The sequence below is a fragment of the Oscillibacter sp. PC13 genome (genome assembly GCF_900115635.1).
Taxonomy (GTDB): Bacteria; Bacillota; Clostridia; order Oscillospirales; family Oscillospiraceae; genus Oscillibacter.
Map to the genome: position 1 here is coordinate 74,249 of NZ_FOXE01000005.1, position 19,299 is coordinate 93,547.

The 19,299-nt window shown below is 52.3% G+C and carries 17 protein-coding genes; 11 read left to right on the forward strand and 6 right to left on the reverse strand.

Translation table 11 applies throughout. The annotated features are described in order from the left end of the window. Nucleotides 1–3 precede the first annotated feature (3 nt). Nucleotides 4–1,407 (forward strand): MATE family efflux transporter, encoded by a 1,404-nt coding sequence (locus tag BMZ81_RS04060; protein WP_091128946.1) that lies wholly within the window; start codon nucleotides 4–6, stop codon nucleotides 1,405–1,407. A gap of 103 nt (nucleotides 1,408–1,510) precedes the next feature. On the opposite strand, the gene BMZ81_RS04065 is transcribed toward BMZ81_RS04060, so the two are convergent. Together BMZ81_RS04065 and BMZ81_RS04070 are read right to left on the reverse strand one after the other, a co-directional pair. Next, a complete protein-coding gene (locus BMZ81_RS04065; protein ID WP_091128947.1) occupies nucleotides 1,511–2,212 on the reverse strand; it encodes a M23 family metallopeptidase in 702 nt (233 codons plus the stop codon). A gap of 221 nt (nucleotides 2,213–2,433) precedes the next feature. Then, on the reverse strand, nucleotides 2,434–3,159 hold the full coding sequence (locus BMZ81_RS04070; RefSeq protein ID WP_177187193.1) for a FadR/GntR family transcriptional regulator: 726 nt from the start codon (nucleotides 3,157–3,159) through the stop codon (nucleotides 2,434–2,436). 454 nt (nucleotides 3,160–3,613) lie between these two features. On the opposite strand from BMZ81_RS04070, the gene BMZ81_RS04075 reads away from it, so the two are divergent. The 7 genes from BMZ81_RS04075 to BMZ81_RS04105 all read left to right on the forward strand — a co-directional run bounded on the left by BMZ81_RS04075 (nucleotide 3,614) and on the right by BMZ81_RS04105 (nucleotide 11,440). Beyond that, complete coding sequence (locus tag BMZ81_RS04075) at nucleotides 3,614–4,813, forward strand: mandelate racemase/muconate lactonizing enzyme family protein (protein ID WP_091128952.1); 1,200 nt, start codon at nucleotides 3,614–3,616, stop codon at nucleotides 4,811–4,813. 165 nt (nucleotides 4,814–4,978) lie between these two features. After that, on the forward strand, nucleotides 4,979–5,749 hold the full coding sequence (locus BMZ81_RS04080) for an RraA family protein (RefSeq protein WP_091129133.1): 771 nt from the start codon (nucleotides 4,979–4,981) through the stop codon (nucleotides 5,747–5,749). A gap of 142 nt (nucleotides 5,750–5,891) precedes the next feature. Continuing rightward, nucleotides 5,892–6,389: a tripartite tricarboxylate transporter TctB family protein gene (locus BMZ81_RS04085; protein ID WP_177187194.1), complete on the forward strand. Its 498-nt coding sequence runs from the start codon at nucleotides 5,892–5,894 to the stop codon at nucleotides 6,387–6,389. Between the two features lie 140 nt (nucleotides 6,390–6,529). Next, nucleotides 6,530–7,546, forward strand: a complete 1,017-nt coding sequence (locus tag BMZ81_RS04090) for a tripartite tricarboxylate transporter substrate-binding protein (protein WP_177187195.1) — start codon at nucleotides 6,530–6,532, stop codon at nucleotides 7,544–7,546. 211 nt (nucleotides 7,547–7,757) lie between these two features. Further along, the gene (locus tag BMZ81_RS04095; protein WP_177187196.1) at nucleotides 7,758–9,278 is read left to right on the forward strand and encodes a tripartite tricarboxylate transporter permease; all 1,521 of its coding nucleotides are present in this window, start codon (nucleotides 7,758–7,760) and stop codon (nucleotides 9,276–9,278) included. 44 nt (nucleotides 9,279–9,322) lie between these two features. Beyond that, the gene (locus BMZ81_RS04100; protein ID WP_091128959.1) at nucleotides 9,323–10,270 is read left to right on the forward strand and encodes a phosphoglycerate dehydrogenase; all 948 of its coding nucleotides are present in this window, start codon (nucleotides 9,323–9,325) and stop codon (nucleotides 10,268–10,270) included. Between the two features lie 42 nt (nucleotides 10,271–10,312). Beyond that, nucleotides 10,313–11,440, forward strand: coding sequence for an iron-containing alcohol dehydrogenase (locus BMZ81_RS04105; protein WP_091128962.1), 1,128 nt, complete (start codon nucleotides 10,313–10,315; stop codon nucleotides 11,438–11,440). A gap of 91 nt (nucleotides 11,441–11,531) precedes the next feature. Here the strand turns inward: BMZ81_RS04105 and gpmI are convergent, their stop codons facing one another. The 4 genes from gpmI to BMZ81_RS04125 form a co-directional block, all read right to left on the reverse strand. Next, nucleotides 11,532–13,049, reverse strand: coding sequence for a 2,3-bisphosphoglycerate-independent phosphoglycerate mutase (gene gpmI, locus BMZ81_RS04110; protein ID WP_091128964.1), 1,518 nt, complete (start codon nucleotides 13,047–13,049; stop codon nucleotides 11,532–11,534). A gap of 108 nt (nucleotides 13,050–13,157) precedes the next feature. Continuing rightward, nucleotides 13,158–13,931: a triose-phosphate isomerase gene (gene tpiA / locus BMZ81_RS04115; RefSeq protein ID WP_091128966.1), complete on the reverse strand. Its 774-nt coding sequence runs from the start codon at nucleotides 13,929–13,931 to the stop codon at nucleotides 13,158–13,160. Nucleotides 13,932–14,092: 161 nt separating this feature from the next. After that, nucleotides 14,093–15,286: a phosphoglycerate kinase gene (locus BMZ81_RS04120; RefSeq protein WP_091128968.1), complete on the reverse strand. Its 1,194-nt coding sequence runs from the start codon at nucleotides 15,284–15,286 to the stop codon at nucleotides 14,093–14,095. An 86-nt stretch (nucleotides 15,287–15,372) separates the two neighbouring features. Then, entirely contained in the window at nucleotides 15,373–15,864 is a 492-nt protein-coding gene (locus tag BMZ81_RS04125; protein ID WP_091128970.1) for a tRNA (cytidine(34)-2'-O)-methyltransferase, read from the reverse strand. A gap of 318 nt (nucleotides 15,865–16,182) precedes the next feature. Here BMZ81_RS04125 and BMZ81_RS04130 point away from each other — a divergent pair, with 318 nt between their 5' ends. The 3 genes from BMZ81_RS04130 to pth all read left to right on the forward strand — a co-directional run bounded on the left by BMZ81_RS04130 (nucleotide 16,183) and on the right by pth (nucleotide 19,207). Continuing rightward, nucleotides 16,183–17,310 carry a GlgC family sugar phosphate nucleotidyltransferase gene (locus tag BMZ81_RS04130; RefSeq protein WP_091128973.1) on the forward strand — a complete coding sequence of 376 codons (1,128 nt, stop codon included), beginning with the start codon at nucleotides 16,183–16,185 and terminating at the stop codon, nucleotides 17,308–17,310. 89 nt (nucleotides 17,311–17,399) lie between these two features. Further along, on the forward strand, nucleotides 17,400–18,359 hold the full coding sequence (locus BMZ81_RS04135; RefSeq protein WP_091128976.1) for a ribose-phosphate pyrophosphokinase: 960 nt from the start codon (nucleotides 17,400–17,402) through the stop codon (nucleotides 18,357–18,359). 260 nt (nucleotides 18,360–18,619) lie between these two features. Continuing rightward, complete coding sequence (gene pth / locus BMZ81_RS04140; protein WP_091128979.1) at nucleotides 18,620–19,207, forward strand: aminoacyl-tRNA hydrolase; 588 nt, start codon at nucleotides 18,620–18,622, stop codon at nucleotides 19,205–19,207. Nucleotides 19,208–19,299 lie beyond the last annotated feature (92 nt).

Consider the following 19,299-nt stretch of genomic DNA (forward strand, 5'->3'; position numbering starts at 1 on the left):
TCTATGGAAAACAAAACCCCAGCCGCGGGTGCGGCGCATCAGGAAAACAAAATGGGTGTGCTGCCCGTCGGCAGGCTGTTGGCTGGTATGGCAATCCCAATGATGATCTCTATGCTGGTCCAGGCCTTGTACAATGTGGTGGACAGCATCTTCGTGGCACAGATCAGCCAGGATGCACTGAATGCCGTCTCCCTGGCATTCCCCCTGCAGAACCTGATGATTGCCGTGGGCGGCGGAACGGCGCTGGGCATCAATGCCCTTCTGTCCCGATCCCTTGGGGAAAAACACCAGGATATGGCGGACAAGGCTGCGAATACGGGAATTTTTCTCTCCCTGTGCAGTGCGGTGGTGTTTGCACTCATTGGACTGTTCCTCTCCCGCCCGTTTTTCCTGGCACAGATTCAAAATCCGGCGGTGGTGGAATACGGCACGTCCTATGGCCGGATTTGCCTTGGTTTTTCCGTCGGCTTGTTCTGCCAGTTTTGCTTTGAGCGGTTGCTTCAATCTACGGGCCGCACCACGCTGTCCATGTGTACACAGCTGACTGGAGCCTTGATTAATATTGTGCTGGACCCCATTTTGATTTTTGGCCTGTTTGGCGCACCCCGGCTGGAGGTGGCTGGCGCGGCCATCGCTACAGTGGCTGGCCAGATCATTGCCGCTTGCGTGGCGGTGGTCATGAATTTGCGGTGTAATCCGGATATTCATCTGCGGCTGCGGGAGATCCGCTGGAACCGCCAAGTAGCAGGAGAGATTTACCGGATTGGCCTGCCCTCCATTGTGATGCAGTCTATCAGTTCCATTATGACCTTTGGAATGAACCGGATTCTCGTCTCCTTTACAGAGGCTGCCACCGCCGTGTTCGGCGCCTATTTCAAGCTTCAGAGCTTTATTTTCATGCCGGTGTTTGGCCTGAATAACGGCATGGTACCCATTGTTGCGTATAACTATGGGGCGGCCAGAATGGACCGGGTGCGAAAAACTGTAAAGCTGACGATATTTACGGCCGTCAGTATTATGTTGGCTGGATTTACCATCTTCCAACTGTTTCCGGATGTTCTGCTAAGCTTTTTCAATGCGTCGGAGGAGATGTTCTCCATTGGCATTGTGGCGCTTCGAATCATTTGCGTCAGCTTTCCGCTGGCGGGCTTCTGCATCATTGCCATGTCTGTGTGCCAGGCCATCGGCAATCCCCTTTACAGCTTGATCGTCTCTGTTTGCCGCCAGTTGCTGGTACTGCTGCCGGTGGCGTGGCTGCTGGCCCAAACAGGCCGGCTGGAACTGGTTTGGCTGGCCTTTTTGGTGGCCGAGGTGATCTCACTGACGCTCAGTGCCATTTTTTTGCGGCGGACCATGCGGAGCGCAGAGGCTCGAATCGGCGGTGCAGACGCCGGAACGGCATCTTAAACCGGCGTTTTGCGGCGTGCCGTGTGAATGGAAACCTGACTGGACTGAACACAAAAATAACGGCGGAATGGGCATCCCATTCCGTCGTTATTTTTGTGTTCAATTATTTGTTTAAAAAGTCATCGGGGTTCACGGCATCGCCATCCTTGGTGACCGAAAAATGCAGATGAGGCCCTTGGGCAGATTCTGCAGAAGCTGTGGTACCCACCGCACCGATAACCTGTCCGGCAGAGACGGATTCTCCCTCACTGACAGTGGGCTTGGACTGCAGGTTGGCGTAAGTGGTCTGATAGCCGTCCTGGTGCTCCAATACTACAGTGGTCCCCATCAGTGTGTCATCAGAGATGGAGAGCACTGTGCCCGCACAGGCTGCGGTCACTGCGGTGCCCTGCTGGGCGGCAATGTCCACACCGTCGTGTGTCCGCCAGTCTTCCAATGTTTCATTGTACACCAGCTCGTCCACAGAAAAGGCGGCTACTACAGTTCCCTGCAGGGGAGAGACAACCAATTGCGGTGCCTCCGCTATCACTGGTGTGTCGTCTATGGGAACCTTTTCCACAGGCATGGAGACATCAGGGACATCCGTTTCCATTGCTTCCGGGGAGACGGTCTCTACGGATGGGGACTCGTCAATGATGTCTGGAGCTGGCGCTGAGGTTTCCGCCTGGGGCGGATCTTCCGTTTCTGCTGCTCCACTGCGCTCAAACAGCAGAAAATATCCGCCGATGCCTACAGCCATGACGCACAAGGCCAGAACTGTATAAAACCCTGCACCGCCCAAAACCGACTTGAATTTGTTTGCCATGTATAGATACCTCCCTCAATTTTGAACCTACGGGAAGTATGGGCATATTTTCCTGGAGTTATACAAAAACGGCAGAAAATCAGGACGGCCGCACAAAAGTGATATTCCAAAAGGCAGCATCGCCCTGCTGTAAAAATCAAAAGGCCTGTCTCTGCCATTAGGGACGGGCCTTTCTTTCGTTAAGTGGGCTGAAATGGACGGAGGCGCCCTGGCCGTGGAATCTACATGTCGCAGTCAATCATTTCATCGTAAAGCTGTTTGCACAGGGGAAAATCTTTTTTCCGCATGGCATCCAAAATTGCACGGTGCCGAAAATCTCCTTCCAAAAGGGAATAGCCTTGGCGTTCCCATGCGGCAATTCCTCGTTTGAGCGTGACCTTTACGTATTTTTCAATGGCATTCCGGGCCACCATGAAGCAATACGTATACAGCGTATTGTGGGACATAATACAAATTTGCTCATGAAATTTCACATCGTAACTGAGCAGAGTATCCAGCTGCTCCGTACTGACAGGAGGGGTCAGAGACAATTTGTAATTTTCGCTTTCACGGCACAATTGTTCCAGGACCTCATACTCCTCGGGCTCGGCACGGAGAATCGCCAGCCTTGCACATTCCACCTCTATTAGTTTTCTGAAATCACAGACATCATCCATGAGTTTTGGCTCGCTGTAAAGATCCTGCACCGCGTTAATAAACTCGGAAAATTCAAATTTCTTAACGTAAGTACCATCTCCTACGCGGGTTTCGACCAATCCAAGTGCATTTAAACGCTGCAGCGCCATACGCACAGTGAGCCGATTTACTCCGTACATAGAGGCCAGCTCTGTTTCAGACGGCAGTTTATCATCGGCTTTCCACCGATTTGCAATAATATTTTCGCGCAAATTCTGGTAAACCTGCTCGCCGGCAGTAATCTTTTCAACTTTTATAATTTGAGCAGACACAATTTCACCCTCTTGTAAATTTAGAATTACGGTATGCGAAAAACCAATAAACATGCAGAGGCGTTTACCGGGCAATGAACATCCCCCGTCCCTTCCTACATCTTAAATCAGACGTAAAAGGGCAATTGTCTGCACGATTAAATAAATATACGCAGAATAACAAATAAAAATCGAGCGGATACTTTTTTGAAAATAAGGTCAACAAACAAACAGATAACACCCATTCTATATATTTTTTTATATTAACATATTGTGAAGAAAAAAGATGCACAATAATTTTTAAAAATATTTTGTTTTTTATACAAAATGATAAAAAGATGTTATTTTTTTATTGACATAGATGGAAAGGTGTGCAACAATTCGATTATAAATCAGGCGAACAGATGAACAGGCCAACTTTTTGACGGTGACTCTTCTGAAATGGAATTTATATCATGTTGTGGGGAGGGGTTCTGTGAAAATTACAAGCGTAGACCTTATCAAGGCATTTAAAACGCCGTCTGTGGCAGCAGAGGTTGCGGTTGGCAATGTGCCGTGGCACCCTGTGTTTGTCCGCATCAACACAGACGAAGGAATCAGCGGCTATGGTGAAATCGGAGTTGCATATGGCAACGCGCAGCACGCCGGCTTTGGCATGGGCGTGGATTTTGCAAAATGCATCATTGGTCTCAATCCGCTGAACAGCGAGGAAATCTGGAACCGTTTGCATCGGCTTACCTTTTGGGGCATGGGCAACGGCGGTGTCATCATGGCTGGTATTTCCGGCATTGACATTGCACTCTGGGATATCAAGGGAAAGGCGCTGAATGCACCTGTTTATCAGCTGATGGGCGGCAAGACCAACAGTAAATTGCGAGCCTACGCAAGCCAGCTTCAGTTTGACTGGGGAAAGGTCAGCCACTCCCTTGCCCGGCCGGAGGAATATGCAGAGGCTATGCGCAAAGCGATGGCAGATGGGTTTGACTGCGTTAAGGTCGATCCGATTGGTTTTGACCAAAATGGTGTCTGGATGGGACGGAGCAGCCGCGGAATTCTGCAGCGCGATCAGATGCAGCTGGCAATTGACCGTGTGGCGGCTATGCGGGAAGCTGGGCCGGATGTTGATATTATTATTGAGCTTCACGCGCTGACGGATGCGACGACATCTGTTCAGCTGGGGCGGGAACTTCAAAAATTAAACTGCTTCTATTATGAGGAACCCACGCAGCCCATGAACCCCAATCTGTTCCGCGAAATCAGCAGCAAAATCGAGATTCCCGTTGCAACCGGTGAACGCGTTTATACCCGCTGGGGATACCGGCAATTCTTTGAGGATCATTCCATTGGAATTATCCAGCCGGATCTGTGCAACACCGGCGGCCTCACAGAGGGAAAGAAAATCTGCGATATGGCCCATGTCTATGACATCGGCGTGCAAGTGCATTGCTGCGGCGGCCCCATATCCGCTGCGGCGGCGCTCCAGCTTGAAGCGGTTATTCCGAACTTTGTTATTCATGAACTGCATGCGTCCGCTTTGATTGAAGACAACATTCAACTTTGCAAATATGATTATGTCGCAAAGGACGGCTATTTTGAGGTTCCGGACAGGCCCGGCATCGGACAGGAGCTGACAGAGGAGGCCATCGCCAATTCCGAGGTTGTAACGGTCAAGTAAAAGTCCCGGCCCAAGGGGCGCGGCTCCATAAGGATCAGGGAAAAACACCATGTTTTTTCACTGTAGATACAAATCTTCTTTGATTCACTTGTATACCTGAAATTCAAAATTTATAAAGGAGGGGCTCCGCGCTTTTGAAAAAGGGCGGGAGCAAATGTGAATTCTATGAAAAATTACAGCGAGGAAGACCTGGCGCGCGAGCGCGAACTCATGGAGGAACTCAAACAGTTCGACACGCCCACCATCACAAACGTTGTTGCCACCTACCCCAATGACAAGACCAACTGCCTGGGCCTGTACCATCCTTGGGACGGCGAGTGGTATACCGACCAGACGCTGAAGTGCATGTATCCCGAACTGGGGCGGGTGGTCGGCTATGCCGTGACCTGTGTTTACGGTCTGCCGGATCCCGATTATAAGCGCCACGCAAATATCGCAGACGTTGTGGAGGCCATCAACAACTCTCCAAAGCCCGTGATTCTTGCGGTAAAGCAGAATTTCCCTGAGCGGATCAAAAATATCAACGGCCTGCTGGGCGGCAATATGATGACAGCTTTCCAGGCAGCCGGCTGTGTGGGGGTCCTGACAGACGGCCCCTCCCGTGATGTTGACGAGATTCGCCCGTTTGGCATTCAGTATATGCTCACCGGCGTCACTCCCGGCCACGGCGCATTTGCACTGCAGGCGACGAATGTCCCTGTCAATATCTGCGGCATGAGCGTCCAGCCGACGGAAATCATTCATATGGACGAAAACGGCGCAGTGAAATTCCCCAGAGAGTATCTTGAGGAGGTTGTTATCCGGGCAAAACGCGTGATTGAAAAGGAAGCGAAGATGCAGGCGGCACTGCGCAAGACCGGCGGCGATCTTGAAAAGGTGAAGATGGTATTTGCCGGTGTGTATGAATTCGACGAGAAGAAGCCCGAACAAAAATAATCGCAGACGCAGAGTATCGTAGTTGGCCTTTTAAGTTTCTTGGCATGGATGCGCGTTCTATACATAGGGGATGGAGACCAAACAGTCCTTGGAGAGGGACCATAAAAACTACTACGCTATAACGCGGGAAATGGATGGAAAAATGAAGCGTTGGAAAAGAGATGTCATCTATTCTATCGTGCTCATTGTCTTCTGTGCCGTGATGTGGGTTACGGCAAACGGCTTTGAGCAGAAGCTTGTGAAAATCGAGTTGGCAAAGCCGACGGCTTATGCGCATCTCTGGATTGGACTCCTGGGAATCCTGGCTGTCATCCAGTTGATTCGGGCACTTGTGAAGCGGCCCGATGAGGAAATGCCCCGTATATTCACACCGCTTATGATGATCACCATAGGCATCCTTGTGTTTTATGTGGTAACGATACGGCAACTTGGCTTTTTCCTGAATACGTTCTTGCTGCTGGCGGTTCTCCTGATCAGCTACAGTGCGGCGATGGGCAAGATCACGTGGAAGGAAAAAAAGAAAGTCGCCGTACAAATACTGTTCTACTTGGCAGTGGGTCTTATCATTACAATTGTTGTTCAGTATATTTTTACGGAGCTGCTGGGCGCCAATCTGCCTGACGGTGTTCTATTCCAGTAGAGAATCGGCGGGAAAAGCTCAAAGCGATTATAAAAAGCTGAATTCTAAAGTACAGGATGAGATATCTTACAAACAAATACATAATTGCGTGGCATGGTTGCTTCGCGATACACGAAAAGGAAGGAAACAAGATGAAAAGTATGAAAAAAGTTTTTGCGCTTGTTCTTGCTCTTATCATGAGCCTTTCCCTGGTTGCCTGCGGCAATGAGACTGCGAAACCTGACAGCTCCGGCACGCCTGATTCCAGCAAGCCTGACACCAGTGCGGAGGAAACCTATCCCACCAAGGACGTTCAGATGTACATCGGCTATGGTGCCGGCGGAGGATCTGACCTGCTGGCCCGTGCGTTGGCAAAGTATATTGATTTGGGTGATCAGACGATGGTCTGCACGAACCTTACCGGCGGATCCGGCACGATTGCCATGATGGAGTGCTGGAACGCAGAGCCGGACGGCTACAGCATGAATCTCTGCCTGCCGGAGTCCTTTGCGGTTCAGGTGCTGAATGACTCCATGGAGGAGGATGTGTTTGACAAGCTGATCTTCCTTGCCAGCCCTGTGTATGACGTAAACTCCCTGAACGTTCTGTCTACTTCCGACATTCAGACAACGGAAGATTTGATTGCCTATGCCACAGAGCATCCCGGCGAACTGACGATTGCCGGCGTGGGCTCCGGCGTGAATAAGCTGTGGGCTGTTGAGATCATGCAGAAACTGGGCATTGAGCTGCAGTACATCCCCTATGAGGACTCCAACGCCACCCGCGCAGCCCTTTTGGGCGGCCAGGTTGACCTGCTGCTGTGCCAGAGCTGTGAGTCTAAGACGTACTATGACTCCGGCGAGTTTACAATTTTGGGCGTCTGCGCCAACGAAAAGGTTTCCTTCTTCCCGGATGTGGATACCTTTACCGAGCAGGGCTATGACATCGTTTCCGGCATTCACCGCGGCTTTGCGATGACTCCCGACACCCCGGCTGAAATCGTTGCAGATATGGAAAGCCGTGTCAAGGCTGTGTATGACAACCCAGAGTTCCAGGACTACATGCATGACACCTTGGGCTTCAACACCGTCTGGACTGGACATGACGAATACGAAGCGCTCGCCGCCCAGTGCCTGAAGGACTTCCCAGCGCTGATGGAGGCTGCAGCAAACTATTGATCTGCCCCAGCCAACATAACTGCAGCATAAAGCCTTTGGGTGACCTTTTTCAGCCTCTCATAACACTTTATAATCAGCTTTGAGTCAAGGAGAGGGGCATGGCAGCTGCCGCGCCCTTCTCCTCTCGCTTTACTGGAACATCAAAGGCTCAGCCCCGCACAAAATGATTGGTGTCCCGCACGCCGTATATCAATAGAAAGGAATGAAGCGTATGAGTGGTCTCTCCACGCTCTTACTGGGATTTCAGCAAATATTCAGCAACCCCTCCGTGTTGCTGCTGCTGGTCGGCGGAACATTTATGGGCATTGTATTTGGCTCGATTCCCGGACTTACCGGCGCTCTTGCCATTTCGTTAATCCTTCCCTTTACTTATCACATGAATGCAATCTCGGGCTTGTCAGTCTTGATTGCCATTTATGTGGGCTCCATTTCCGGCGGATTGATTTCCGCAATTCTTTTAAACATTCCGGGTACGCCATCGTCTATTGTCACCTGCTTTGATGGAGCGCCCATGGCAAGACAGGGGCAGCCCTCCAAGGCATTGGTTATCGGTACGTTTGCATCACTGATCGGCGGCATTATCGGCGGCCTTTTCATGGTGCTGATTTCCGGCCCTATGGCCACATTTTCCCTGAAGTTTGGATACTGGGAATACTTCGCGATGGGCATGATGGGCCTTTTCATTGTCATTTCCCTGACAGGAGCCGATCCGCTGAAGGGTTATATCTCTGCAATTCTTGGCATTCTGGTGGGGATGGTCGGCACAGATTCGGTATCCACGGTAACCAGGTTTACATTTGGCAACTGGCAGCTGCAGGGCGGATTTTCGAGCCTGCCTGTTTTGATGGGGCTTTTCGCAATTTCTGAAATTCTTGTCTCCATCAAATCAATTAACCAAAAGGTCGAACGGCGCAAAATCGATGCGACACCGATGCTCCCGAAGAAAGAGTGGCTCAAGGGCACTGGCAAGACGATGATCACAAGCTCGCTGATAGGAACAGGCATCGGCATTTTGCCTGGAATTGGCCAGGCCACCGCATCTCTGCTGGCCTATACAACCGCAAAGCAGGGCTCCAAAAACCCGGAGAAATTTGGGACCGGCTGCACGGAGGGCGTTGTTGCATCGGAGGCCGCCAACAATGCCGTATGCGGCGGCGCGCTGATTCCGATGATGGCAATTGGTATTCCCGGCGACGTGATCACCTCCATTTTGCTGGGAGCGTTGGTTTTGCATGGCCTTCAGCCCGGTTCGCTGCTGTTTAACTCGAACCCTGAAATTGTCGGTGTTGTATTTGCGGGCTACTTGCTTGCAAACGTCCTGATGTATGTGATGCAGCTGGGGCTGATGCGGTTTTTTGTCATGATGCTGCGCATTCCGGTTAATCTGCTCTATCCCATTATTATTGTAGCATGTCTGGTGGGCGGAATTGCCACAAACAACCGGATTTTTGACGCCGGCGTTTTGGTCGGCTTTGGTATTGTGGCATACTTCATGGTCTGCAATAAATACCCCCTTCCACCCATGGTCCTGGGTTATGTTCTCTCCGGGGTAATTGAAAAGAATTATCGGACGGCCATTATTGCGTCTAAAGGAAGCTTTTTGCCGCTGTTCTCCCGCCCTATTGCATTGGTTCTTTTGGCAATCGGCATTCTGTTGGCCTTCTGGCCTGCATTCCGTAATCACCAGAGAAAGATACAGCAGGCAAAGCAGAACGCGGATGCCAGCGTATAAAGAAGGCTGCGCTGTAATTTAAATTCAACAAAGGAAGTAATTTTATGAAAAAGGTAAAAGTGTTCCCCTCTTCTTTTGGGAAATTTTCAAATGAACCCGAGAAAATTTTGACAGATGCCGGTTTGAAAGTGGATAAGTATTTCAAAGCCGGTATGACGGAAGATGAGCTGATTGAACAGCTGCAGGGGTACGACGCCGCTATTTTGGGACTGGAGCCAATGACCGCAAAGGTAATCGATGCCTGCAAGGATCTCAAAGTGGTGACCCGGTATGGTGTGGGAATGGACAATGTGGATTTGGATGCCGCAAAGCGCGCGGGCGTACGGACCTACAATACCCCTGGCGCCAACTCGAACGCGGTTGCTGACTACGCGTTTGGAATGATTTTGGATCTTGCCCGGTCGATTTCGGCGGAAAGTGCCGCTCTCAAGGGCGGAAAGGTCAGCAAGTATACCGGATACCCTGTCTATGGTACCACGCTTGGAATCGTTGGCCTTGGTGCCATCGGCAAATGTATGGCACGCCGCGCAAAGGGCTTTGGCATGCGCATTATGGCCTATGACCTGTTTTGGGACGAGGCCTTTGTGAAAGAATTTGATGTCCAGAAGGCATCTCTTGCCGAGATTTATGAACAGGCTGATTTTATAACCCTGCATTGCAATCTGAATGATGAAACACGCAATATGATCGGCATGGCAGAGCTGCGACAGATGAAAAAGTCCGCATTCTTAGTCAATTGTGCCCGCGGCGGACTTGTAAACGAAGATGATTTGAACACCGCGCTGAGAGAAGGAATCATCTCTGGTGCGGGAATTGACGCATTCTGCCATGAGCCGCCGGTGGGCTCTCCTTTGCTGGAGCTGAACAATGTGGTGGCAGCTCCGCATGTGGCAGGCAGTTCGATTGACTCCATCAACAACATGGGAATTTTTTCTGCGCAGAAAACAGTGGCGGGTCTGGAAGCCTGGGAACAGGAGCATCCAAACATTTAACGCAGAACGAACAATTTTCTCTAATGAAAAAGAGGACTTTATATGCGGAGTTTAAATTTTTCCCCGTACAAGATTATTACAGGAAGGGGATCACTGGAGGCGCTGAAATCAGTTGATGGAAACCGTTTTTTGATTGTCACCGGTGGCCAATCCATGCGAAAAAGCGGGGTATTGGATCGAATGCTTTCTTACTTAGACGGGCGCGCTGTCCATATATATGAAGGCGTCAGTAAGAACCCAACTATCAATGAGGTGTACAAGGGACTCGCTCATATGCACGCGTTTCAGCCGGACACTCTTATTGCCGTCGGCGGCGGATCGGCCATGGACGTTGCTAAGTCCATGATTGTTTTTTACGAGCACCCGGATCTCTCTTTTGAATCGCTTGCGACCGCCAATCTGCCGGATCGCCGGGAAAAGGTTCACTTGATTGCAATCCCATCAACGTCCGGAACGGCATCCGAAGTGACAAAATCCTCTGTCATTACCGATCCGAAGCGCGGCATTAAGGTTCCGATTAACTGCATGGCCAACAAGCCTGATATTGCCATTCTGGACAGTGACCTGACGATGACCCTTCCTGACAATGTGGTAGCTGAAACCGGTATGGATGCCTTAACACATGCCGTGGAATGCTATCTCCGCGTGGACTGTGACGATTTTGACGCAGTGCTTGCGCAAGGCGCCATTCTTGGGATTATGGAATGGCTTCCCGTTTCTTATAAAGAAAAGGGCCAGGAAGCACGCGAAAAAATGCATAATTATCAGTGCATTGCCGGCTTGGCCTTTACCAATGGCGGCCTTACCATGGTACATGGTATTTCCCATGCCTTTGGGGGGATCTACAACTACGCACATGGCCTGTCAAACGCAGTGGTTCTTCCGTATGTACTGAAGTATAATCTGCAGGTTGCCTCCGTTGCCGAAAAGCAGAAGAAACTGGCGCACATGATCGGCTGCGATGATTTTATCGCGGCGGTTGAGAACTTGAAGGAAGAATTGAATATACCAAAGACCATTCGAGACATGGGACTTGACGAAGAGACTTATCAGAGGGATCGGGCACGCCTCGCCGCAAGTTCTTTGATGGGGCCAACGAAATTCAATCCTGTTAAAATGGACGAGCATAATATTCTGGAAGTCCTCGACCAGTGCTATTACGGTGTATAACAGAGCCAGGCCCGCCAAAAGGCGGGCCTGGTTTTCACATACTGACAAAAGAGATGCGCTGCCCGGGCAGCGCGTCTCTTTTGTCAACTGCTTATTTCACAATCAGGGTTTTTCCGTCCATTTCAGGCGGACAGGCCAAACCCATTACATCCAGCATAGTGGGAGCAATATCTGCCAGCCGTCCGCCGGCGCGCAGAACGGTACCGGCACCGCAAAGAATGAAGGGCACCGGATTGGTGGTGTGGGCGGTCATGGGGCTGCCGTCTGACTCTGCCATTTGCTCGGCGTTGCCGTGGTCTGCGGTGATCATGGCGATGCCGCCCATCTTCAGTGTAGCGTCCACCACTCTGCCAACACAGGTATCCACGGTTTCCACGGCCTTTACCGCCGCGTCATAAATGCCGGTATGGCCCACCATGTCGCAGTTGGCAAAGTTCAGGATAATGACGTCATAGGCACCGGATTCAATTTGCTCGACGCATTTGCTGGTTACTTCCAATGCGCTCATCTCCGGCTGTAAATCATAGGTCGCCACTTTGGGAGAGGGTACCAACACCCGATCCTCGCCGGGGAAGACCGTTTCAGAACCGCCATTGAAGAAAAAGGTTACATGGGCATATTTTTCCGTTTCCGCAATTCGCAGCTGGGTCATTCCCATCTGGCTGAGATATTCTCCCAGTCCATTGCGTACGGAAATCCTGGGAAAGGCAACCTCCACGTTGGGCATGGAGGCGTCATATTCCGTGTTGCACACGAAAGTCAAAGGGAAAATTTGTCTGGTAAAGCCGTCAAAGTCAGGATCCACCAGAGAGCGGGTAATTTCCCGGGCCCGATCCGGACGGAAGTTAAAGAAGATCACGCTGTCGTTGTCAGAGATGGTTCCATCGGCATCGCATACAACGGGCTCTACAAACTCATCGGTAACGCCGTTGTCATAGGATGCCTCCACCGCTGCTACAGGAACAGGATTGAAAACAGCGCCCTCGCCGTAGACCATGGCGTCATAAGCCTGCTCCACCCGATCCCATCGTTTGTCCCGATCCATGGCGTAATAGCGGCCCATGACCGTGGCAATTCTGCCGATCTCCAAATCTTGGCAATACGCCACTGTTTTAGCGACAAAGTCCGCCCCGGAGGTGGGAGATACGTCCCGTCCGTCCAAAAAGGCGTGGATATAGACCTTTTCCAGCCCGCAGCTCTTTGCCATTCTCAAAAGGGCGAACAGGTGGTCCAGATGGGAGTGGACGCCGCCATCAGACAGAAGTCCCATCAGGTGGAGGGCCGTGCCTTTTTTCCGGCAGGCATCCATGGCGCGGAGATAGGCAGGGTTTTGAAAAAAGTCCCCATCGGTGATGGACTTTGTGATGCGGGGCAGATCCTGAAACACCACACGGCCTGCGCCAATATTGGTGTGTCCCACCTCACTATTGCCCATCTGCCCCTCCGGCAGGCCGACATCCAGCCCGGAGGCGGACAGGGAGGTGTGGGCAAATTCCTGAAAGAACTGGTTCAGCCGGGGAGTCTGGGCGGCTTTCACGGCATTGCCAGCAGTATGGTTGGTAAGGCCGAAGCCGTCCATAATAATCAGGGTAGTTGGTGTTTTATTCATAGAAACCTCGTTTCGCTTATATTGCAAGCGGCCCTCAAAAGGAGCTGAGAGAGTGCGAAATCCACCTGCGGATCTGAAAACGGAAAAGACAGGAAATTTCCGCCGGCATCAGTCCTGGTTGGCGGCGTTGATAATCTCCAGGAACTGATCGGGCTTCAAAGAGGCACCGCCGATCAATCCCCCGTCAATATCGGGCTGGGACAACAGCTCGGCAGCATTCTTGGGATTCATGGATCCGCCGTACTGGATCGTGACACTCCGGGCGATCCGGGCACCGTACAGGCTGCGGATAGTGGCACGGATATTGGAGCACACTTCGCCGGCCTGCTCTGCTGTAGCGGTTTTCCCGGTACCAATTGCCCAGATGGGCTCATAGGCAATGATGCAGCGCCGCAGCTTGTCTGCGGCCACCCCGTGGAGGGCACCCTTTACCTGCAGGGCGATCCACTCACTGGTGATACCTGTTTCCCGCTGTTCCAGGGATTCGCCCACACAGATGATCGGAGTCATGCCCGCATCCAGCACAGCATGGACCTTTTTGTTGACAACGGCATCCGTCTCGCAGAAATACTGCCGCCGTTCACTGTGCCCCACGATGACGTACTTGACACCGAGATCCTTCAGCATCTCGGCAGAAATCTCGCCGGTATAGGCACCCCTTCCCTCGAAGTAGACATTTTCCGCGCCGACAGAGATGCGCAGATCCTTAAACGCCTTTGTGGCAGCGGGAATATTGCAGGAGGGAACGCAGATCAAGGTCTCGCACCACTTGACACGGGGCATGATCTTCTTCATTTCTTCGGCAAACTTTTTTGTCTCGGAAGCGGTCATGTTCATCTTCCAGTTGCCGGCGATAACAGTTTTGCGGTATCTGCGGTTCATGTTCTTCAAACTCCTTCTATGTCTATCATAAAAACTGCGTCAATACGCAGGGATTGCGCGCGCCTGCCAACGGCAGGGATAACAGGCAAACTATTACTTTATACCGAAAAAAGGGGGCCTTGTCAAGAAAAAACAGATGGACCTCAAAATGAGGGAAAATCTCACTTGTCCAAAAGGCAGGCAACCCCGGGGAGCTCCTTTCCCTCCAGGAATTCAAGGCTGGCGCCGCCGCCGGTACTGATATGGGTCATCTGGTCGGCATAGCCCAGCTGTTCCACCGCCGCCGCGCTGTCACCGCCGCCGATGATGGTGATGGCGGAGGTGTGGCTCAGGGCTTTGGCCACAGCCTCGGTGCCCTTGGCAAAGGCCGGGAATTCAAACACACCCATGGGGCCGTTCCAAATCACTGTGCCGGCATCGGCCACGGCATCGCAGTACAGTTTTACGGTTTCAGGCCCAATATCCAGCCCCTGCCAGCCGTCAGGAATTTCCCCGGCTTTTACCACCTGGAAGTTGGCACCGGGGGCGAAAGCATCGGCGCAGACAGTGTCCACCGGCAGCAGCAACTTTACACCCTTGGCCGCAGCCTTTTCGATCATCTCTCTGGAATAGTCCAGCCAGTCTGCTTCCAGCAGGCTGTCGCCCACCTTGCCGCCAAGGGCGGCAGAAAAGGTATAGGCCATGCCGCCGCCGATAATAATCGTGTCGGCAATCTCCAGCAGATTGTTGATGACGCCAATCTTGGAACTGACCTTGCTTCCGCCCAAAATGGCCACCAGAGGCCGCTTAGGGGAGAAAATTGCTCCACCCAGAAACTCCAGCTCCTTTTGAATCAGAAAACCAGACACGGCTGGAAGATAGGCAGCCACGCCGGCAGTGGAGGCGTGGGCGCGGTGGACGGCGCCAAAAGCGTCGGACACGTACAAATCCGCCAAATCGGCCAGGGCCTTGGCCAGCGCCGGATCGTTTTTGGTTTCACCGGGTTCAAAGCGTGTGTTCTCCAGCAGCATGATTTCGCCGGACTGCAGGGCGGCAGCTTTGGCTTTTGCATCCTCTCCAATCACATCATGGGCAAAGATGACCGTCTGGCCCAGCAGTTCACTGAGACGTTCTGCCACGGGGGCCAGGCTCAACTTGGGATCCGGTCCGTTTTTCGGCTTGCCCAAATGGGAACAGGCGATGACGGCTGCGCCGTTTTCCAGCAAATACCGAATCGTGGGCAGGGCGGCAACAATCCGCTTGTCACTGGTGATGGCACCGGTTTCCTTGTCCTGCGGTACATTGAAATCGCAGCGCAGCAGTACCTTTTTCCCGGTTACGTCCACGTCCCGGATGGTTTTCTTATTATAATTCATGGGAGATCCTCCATTCAATCTTAGGGTTCCGGCACGGCCTGTGCCGGGATTTTTGCTTGTAATAGTATGGACCGAAAAGGGCAATGTCACCCCCGGGACATCTCACCGGCATCCAGCAGGCCGGGAAAGCCGGTCTGGCGCAGTGCCTCGTAGACACAGACGGCCACCGTATTGGAGAGGTTCAGGCTCCTGGCTTCAGATACCATCGGCAGCCGGATGCACCGATCCCGGAAACGCTCCCGGAAAGACAGTGGCAGTCCGGCGGTTTCCTTGCCAAAAAACAGCCAACTGTCCGGCGTAAAGAAGGCCGACGCGTATGATCGGGGGGCTTTGGTGGTCGTCAGCCAGGCGTCGGCGGCGGCTTCGGGGCACCGGCGAAACAAATCATCCAGGTTTTCATAGTCAAGGACTTCCACCAAATTCCAGTAGTCCAGGCCTGCCCGCTTCACTGCCCGGTCTGAAATGTCAAAGCCGAGGGGACGAACCAGATGAAGGCGGCTTCCGGTTGCGGCACAAGTACGGGCAATGTTGCCGCAGTTCTGCGGGATTTCCGGTTCCACCAGTACAATATTGAGCATAAAACGGGCAAAACCCTCCTTTAATCGCGAATCTAAGTTATTGTAATCCTTTGCGTATGCAAATTCAACCGCAATATGGCGGGAAAAAAGGATTTTCGGAGAAAATCACGACAAAAGAGACTGAAATTCTGCAAAATGCCGAAAAACTTATAAAATTTTACAGAAAATACTTCTCCTCCCGTTGGCTCTGACAAAAAAAGGACAAAATGTCGAAAAGATTTAGGGAAATTTCTTGAAGAAATTCGCTGGAAACACTGGATTTTCAAAAGAACTTTGCTATAATAAGACCGTAAATGGATACAAAAGGAGAGAGCACTGATGAATTTTCCGCAACGCGCCGTGATCTTCCTGGATGAAATCTCCACTGCTCCGACGCGTGCCAAACCGCTGATGCTGGAAGCTGTGCTGTTTTGCCCGATCCTGCGATGGATGCGTGACAAGTTACAGGCCGATGGCGTACAGCGGTTTTTTGTTGTCTGCGGCCCGCAGTTTAAGAAGGAGGTCCGCGCCTGCTTTCCGGAGAATGCAGACGTGACGCTTTCTGATCAAAAGAGCGATCTGTCCGAATTCCTCGATACACCGGATTCGGTTCTGGTGCTGACCAGGGCGGCGCTGCCCATGGAGGAAGCGGGACCCGGCTTTGTCTATCAGGCATCCGGCAGAGAGCTGCAGAGTGTCTGGAGGGAGCGGCTGACCAATGCCATCCAGGAAGCGGAGATGCTTTCCGGCTGGCTTCCGGTTTATGGGCTGGAAACCATTGCAGAGCTGGAGCCCCTGTTGCTGGAGCGGATTGTAAAACACCATATTCAAAACGGCGTCCGAATTTTGGACCCATCTGCTGTGTATATTGATCCCCGGGTGGTCATTGGCCGTGGGACGATGCTTTTACCGGGAACGCTCCTCCAGGGCGAGACCAGCATTGGAAAGGGCTGTACCATTGGTCCCCAGGCACTGGTAAACGGGTGCACGGTGGGAGACGGTGTGGAGATTAATGCCTCGCAGGTGAATGAGAGCATTTTGGGCGACGGATGTGACGTGGGCCCGTATGCCCATATCAGACCCAACTGTACAGTGGGACCGAACTGCCACATCGGCGCGTTCGTTCAACTGAAAAACTGTGTACTGGGGGAGGGCACTAAAATGGCCCACCTCACCTATGTGGGCGATGCCGATGTGGGCAGTGGGGTCAACTTTGGCTGCGGTACGATTACCACCAACTATGACGGTTTTCAAAAATTTCGCTGCACGATTGGCGACAGGGCCTTCATCGGCTGCAATACCAACCTGGTTTCCCCTGTGACGGTGGGGGAAGGTGCTTATATCGCAGCGGGAGCGACCATCACAAAGGATGTGCCGGCCGACGCCCTGGCGGTTGCCCGATCCAAGCAGGAAAACAAGGAGGGCTGGGCCCGGCGCCGTCGGCAGATGCATGGTAAGGACTCGTGAGGACGGATTCCATTCATAGAAGTTTTAGCATAATAAATAATAACAATTGGATAAATAAAGAGAATATTAGAGAAAGAGGGCGTTTGGAAATGATTTCCCATGGCAAGGACATTAAAGTATTTACCGGTAATGCCAATCCCAAGCTGGCGGAGGAGATTTGCAAACTGATGGGCACCAAGCTGGGCGAGGCGGAGGTTGGGACGTTCTCCGATGGAGAGATTTTTGTCTCCCTATATGAGACGGTCCGAGGCTCCGACGTGTTTGTCGTGCAATCCACCTGCACCCCCGTCAATAACAACCTGATGGAACTGCTGATTATGATTGATGCGCTCAAGCGTGCTTCTGCGGGCCGTATCACTGCCGTCATGCCTTACTACGGCTATGCCCGGCAGGACCGCAAGGCCAAGGCACGGGACCCCATCACTGCCAAGCTGGTGGCCAACATGCTGACTGCTGCCGGCGCTGACCGCGTACTGACCATGGACCTGCATGCTTCCCAAATTCAGGGCTTCTTTGACATTCCTGTGGACAATCTGGCAGGCAACCCCATTTTTGTGGATTACTATGCCAAGAAGTTTGGGTCTGCCTGTGAGGACATGGTAGTGGTTTCACCGGATGTGGGGTCTGTTTCCCGGGCCCGCGCCTTTGCCCAAAAGCTGCACATGAACCTGGCCATTGTGGACAAGCGCCGCCAGAAGGCCAACCAGTGCGAGGTGATGAACGTGATTGGTGACGTCCGGGACAAGGACTGCATCATTTTTGACGATATGGTGGATACCGGCGGATCCCTGTGCAATGCGGCCCAGGCACTGATTGATGTGGGCGGCGCCAAGAGTGTCCACGCGTGTGCTTCCCACGGTGTGCTTTCCGGCCCGGCCATTGACCGCATCAACAACAGCGTGATCACCGAACTGGCCCTGCTGGACACCATTCCGGCGATTGACCCTGCTAAGAGCGGCAAGATTCACTATTTGTCTGTGGCTTCCATGTTTGCCGAGGCTATTGAGCGGATTTATCAGGAGGTTTCCATTTCCAAGCTGTTCCGCTGATTGCCGGCATAAACCTTGCTCTGACCGGAACTGCTTTGGGAAGAGGCGATTCATTGCCCGAACGGTTCTGTTTTTTCCGCGGCAAGTGCGCTGCCGGCGTATCTGGGAGAATGAGGAAACAGCGCCTTGCTTAGAAGTATCTGTCAGGTCGGAGCCTGCGGTGACGCCGGCTTTGACGCATACGCAGGAAAAGATTCACAAAGCATGCAGGCGGGGAAGAAGTTCTTCCCCGCCCTTGCGGCGTTTCAAAGGAGAATGCAATGCTGTTTGGAAACAAAAATTCTGCTGTGGACTGGCTGGTAGTGGGACTGGGAAATCCCGGCCAGAAATACGCCAATACCCGTCATAACATGGGCTTTCTCACCGTGGACCTGCTGGCAGAGCAGCAGGGCGTCAAGCTTAACAAGGTGAAATTCAAATCCGCATATCAGGTTTTGGCTTTTGCCGGATCCAAATGTCTGGTGATGAAGCCGCAGACTTATATGAACCTGTCTGGTGAGGCGGTGCGGGAGGCTGCACAGTTTTATAAAGTTCCTGCTGACCATGTTCTGGTCATTTACGACGACGTGTCTTTGCCTGTTGGAAAGATTCGGGTACGACCCTCCGGATCCGCCGGCGGTCACAATGGAATCAAGAACATCATTGCGCACTTGGGGACCCAGGAATTTCCACGGATTAAAATTGGCACAGGCGCTCCCGGGGAGGGCGGCGACATGATTGACTGGGTGATTGGGCAACCCTCCCAGGCAGAGAGGAAGATCCTGCTGGAGAGCTTTGAGCGGGCCATTGAAGCGGCGGCCTGCATCATTGCGTCGGGCTGCCAGAAGGCGATGAACGATTTTAACTGACGGATTGACAGAGGTGGCACTGTATAGGGGAGACTCCGTGAGAATTTTTCGGAAAAAGCTGGAGGATTCCGCATAGAATGAAAAGGAAGAAT

What these genes read in the sequence shown, in the direction of transcription:
- BMZ81_RS04060 (WP_091128946.1), top strand. Translation starts at nt 4, where the DNA reads ATGGAAAACAAAACCCCAGCCGCGGGTGCGGCGCATCAGGAAAACAAA.
- gpmI (WP_091128964.1), bottom strand. Translation starts at nt 13,049, where the DNA reads ATGAATAAAACACCAACTACCCTGATTATTATGGACGGCTTCGGCCTT.
- BMZ81_RS04120 (WP_091128968.1), bottom strand. Translation starts at nt 15,286, where the DNA reads ATGAATTATAATAAGAAAACCATCCGGGACGTGGACGTAACCGGGAAA.
- tpiA (WP_091128966.1), bottom strand. Translation starts at nt 13,931, where the DNA reads ATGAACCGCAGATACCGCAAAACTGTTATCGCCGGCAACTGGAAGATG.
- BMZ81_RS04090 (WP_177187195.1), top strand. Translation starts at nt 6,530, where the DNA reads ATGAAAAAAGTTTTTGCGCTTGTTCTTGCTCTTATCATGAGCCTTTCC.
- BMZ81_RS04125 (WP_091128970.1), bottom strand. Translation starts at nt 15,864, where the DNA reads ATGCTCAATATTGTACTGGTGGAACCGGAAATCCCGCAGAACTGCGGC.
- BMZ81_RS04135 (WP_091128976.1), top strand. Translation starts at nt 17,400, where the DNA reads ATGATTTCCCATGGCAAGGACATTAAAGTATTTACCGGTAATGCCAAT.
- BMZ81_RS04095 (WP_177187196.1), top strand. Translation starts at nt 7,758, where the DNA reads ATGAGTGGTCTCTCCACGCTCTTACTGGGATTTCAGCAAATATTCAGC.
- BMZ81_RS04130 (WP_091128973.1), top strand. Translation starts at nt 16,183, where the DNA reads ATGAATTTTCCGCAACGCGCCGTGATCTTCCTGGATGAAATCTCCACT.
- BMZ81_RS04105 (WP_091128962.1), top strand. Translation starts at nt 10,313, where the DNA reads ATGCGGAGTTTAAATTTTTCCCCGTACAAGATTATTACAGGAAGGGGA.
- BMZ81_RS04085 (WP_177187194.1), top strand. Translation starts at nt 5,892, where the DNA reads ATGAAGCGTTGGAAAAGAGATGTCATCTATTCTATCGTGCTCATTGTC.
- BMZ81_RS04065 (WP_091128947.1), bottom strand. Translation starts at nt 2,212, where the DNA reads ATGGCAAACAAATTCAAGTCGGTTTTGGGCGGTGCAGGGTTTTATACA.
- BMZ81_RS04080 (WP_091129133.1), top strand. Translation starts at nt 4,979, where the DNA reads ATGAAAAATTACAGCGAGGAAGACCTGGCGCGCGAGCGCGAACTCATG.
- BMZ81_RS04100 (WP_091128959.1), top strand. Translation starts at nt 9,323, where the DNA reads ATGAAAAAGGTAAAAGTGTTCCCCTCTTCTTTTGGGAAATTTTCAAAT.
- pth (WP_091128979.1), top strand. Translation starts at nt 18,620, where the DNA reads ATGCTGTTTGGAAACAAAAATTCTGCTGTGGACTGGCTGGTAGTGGGA.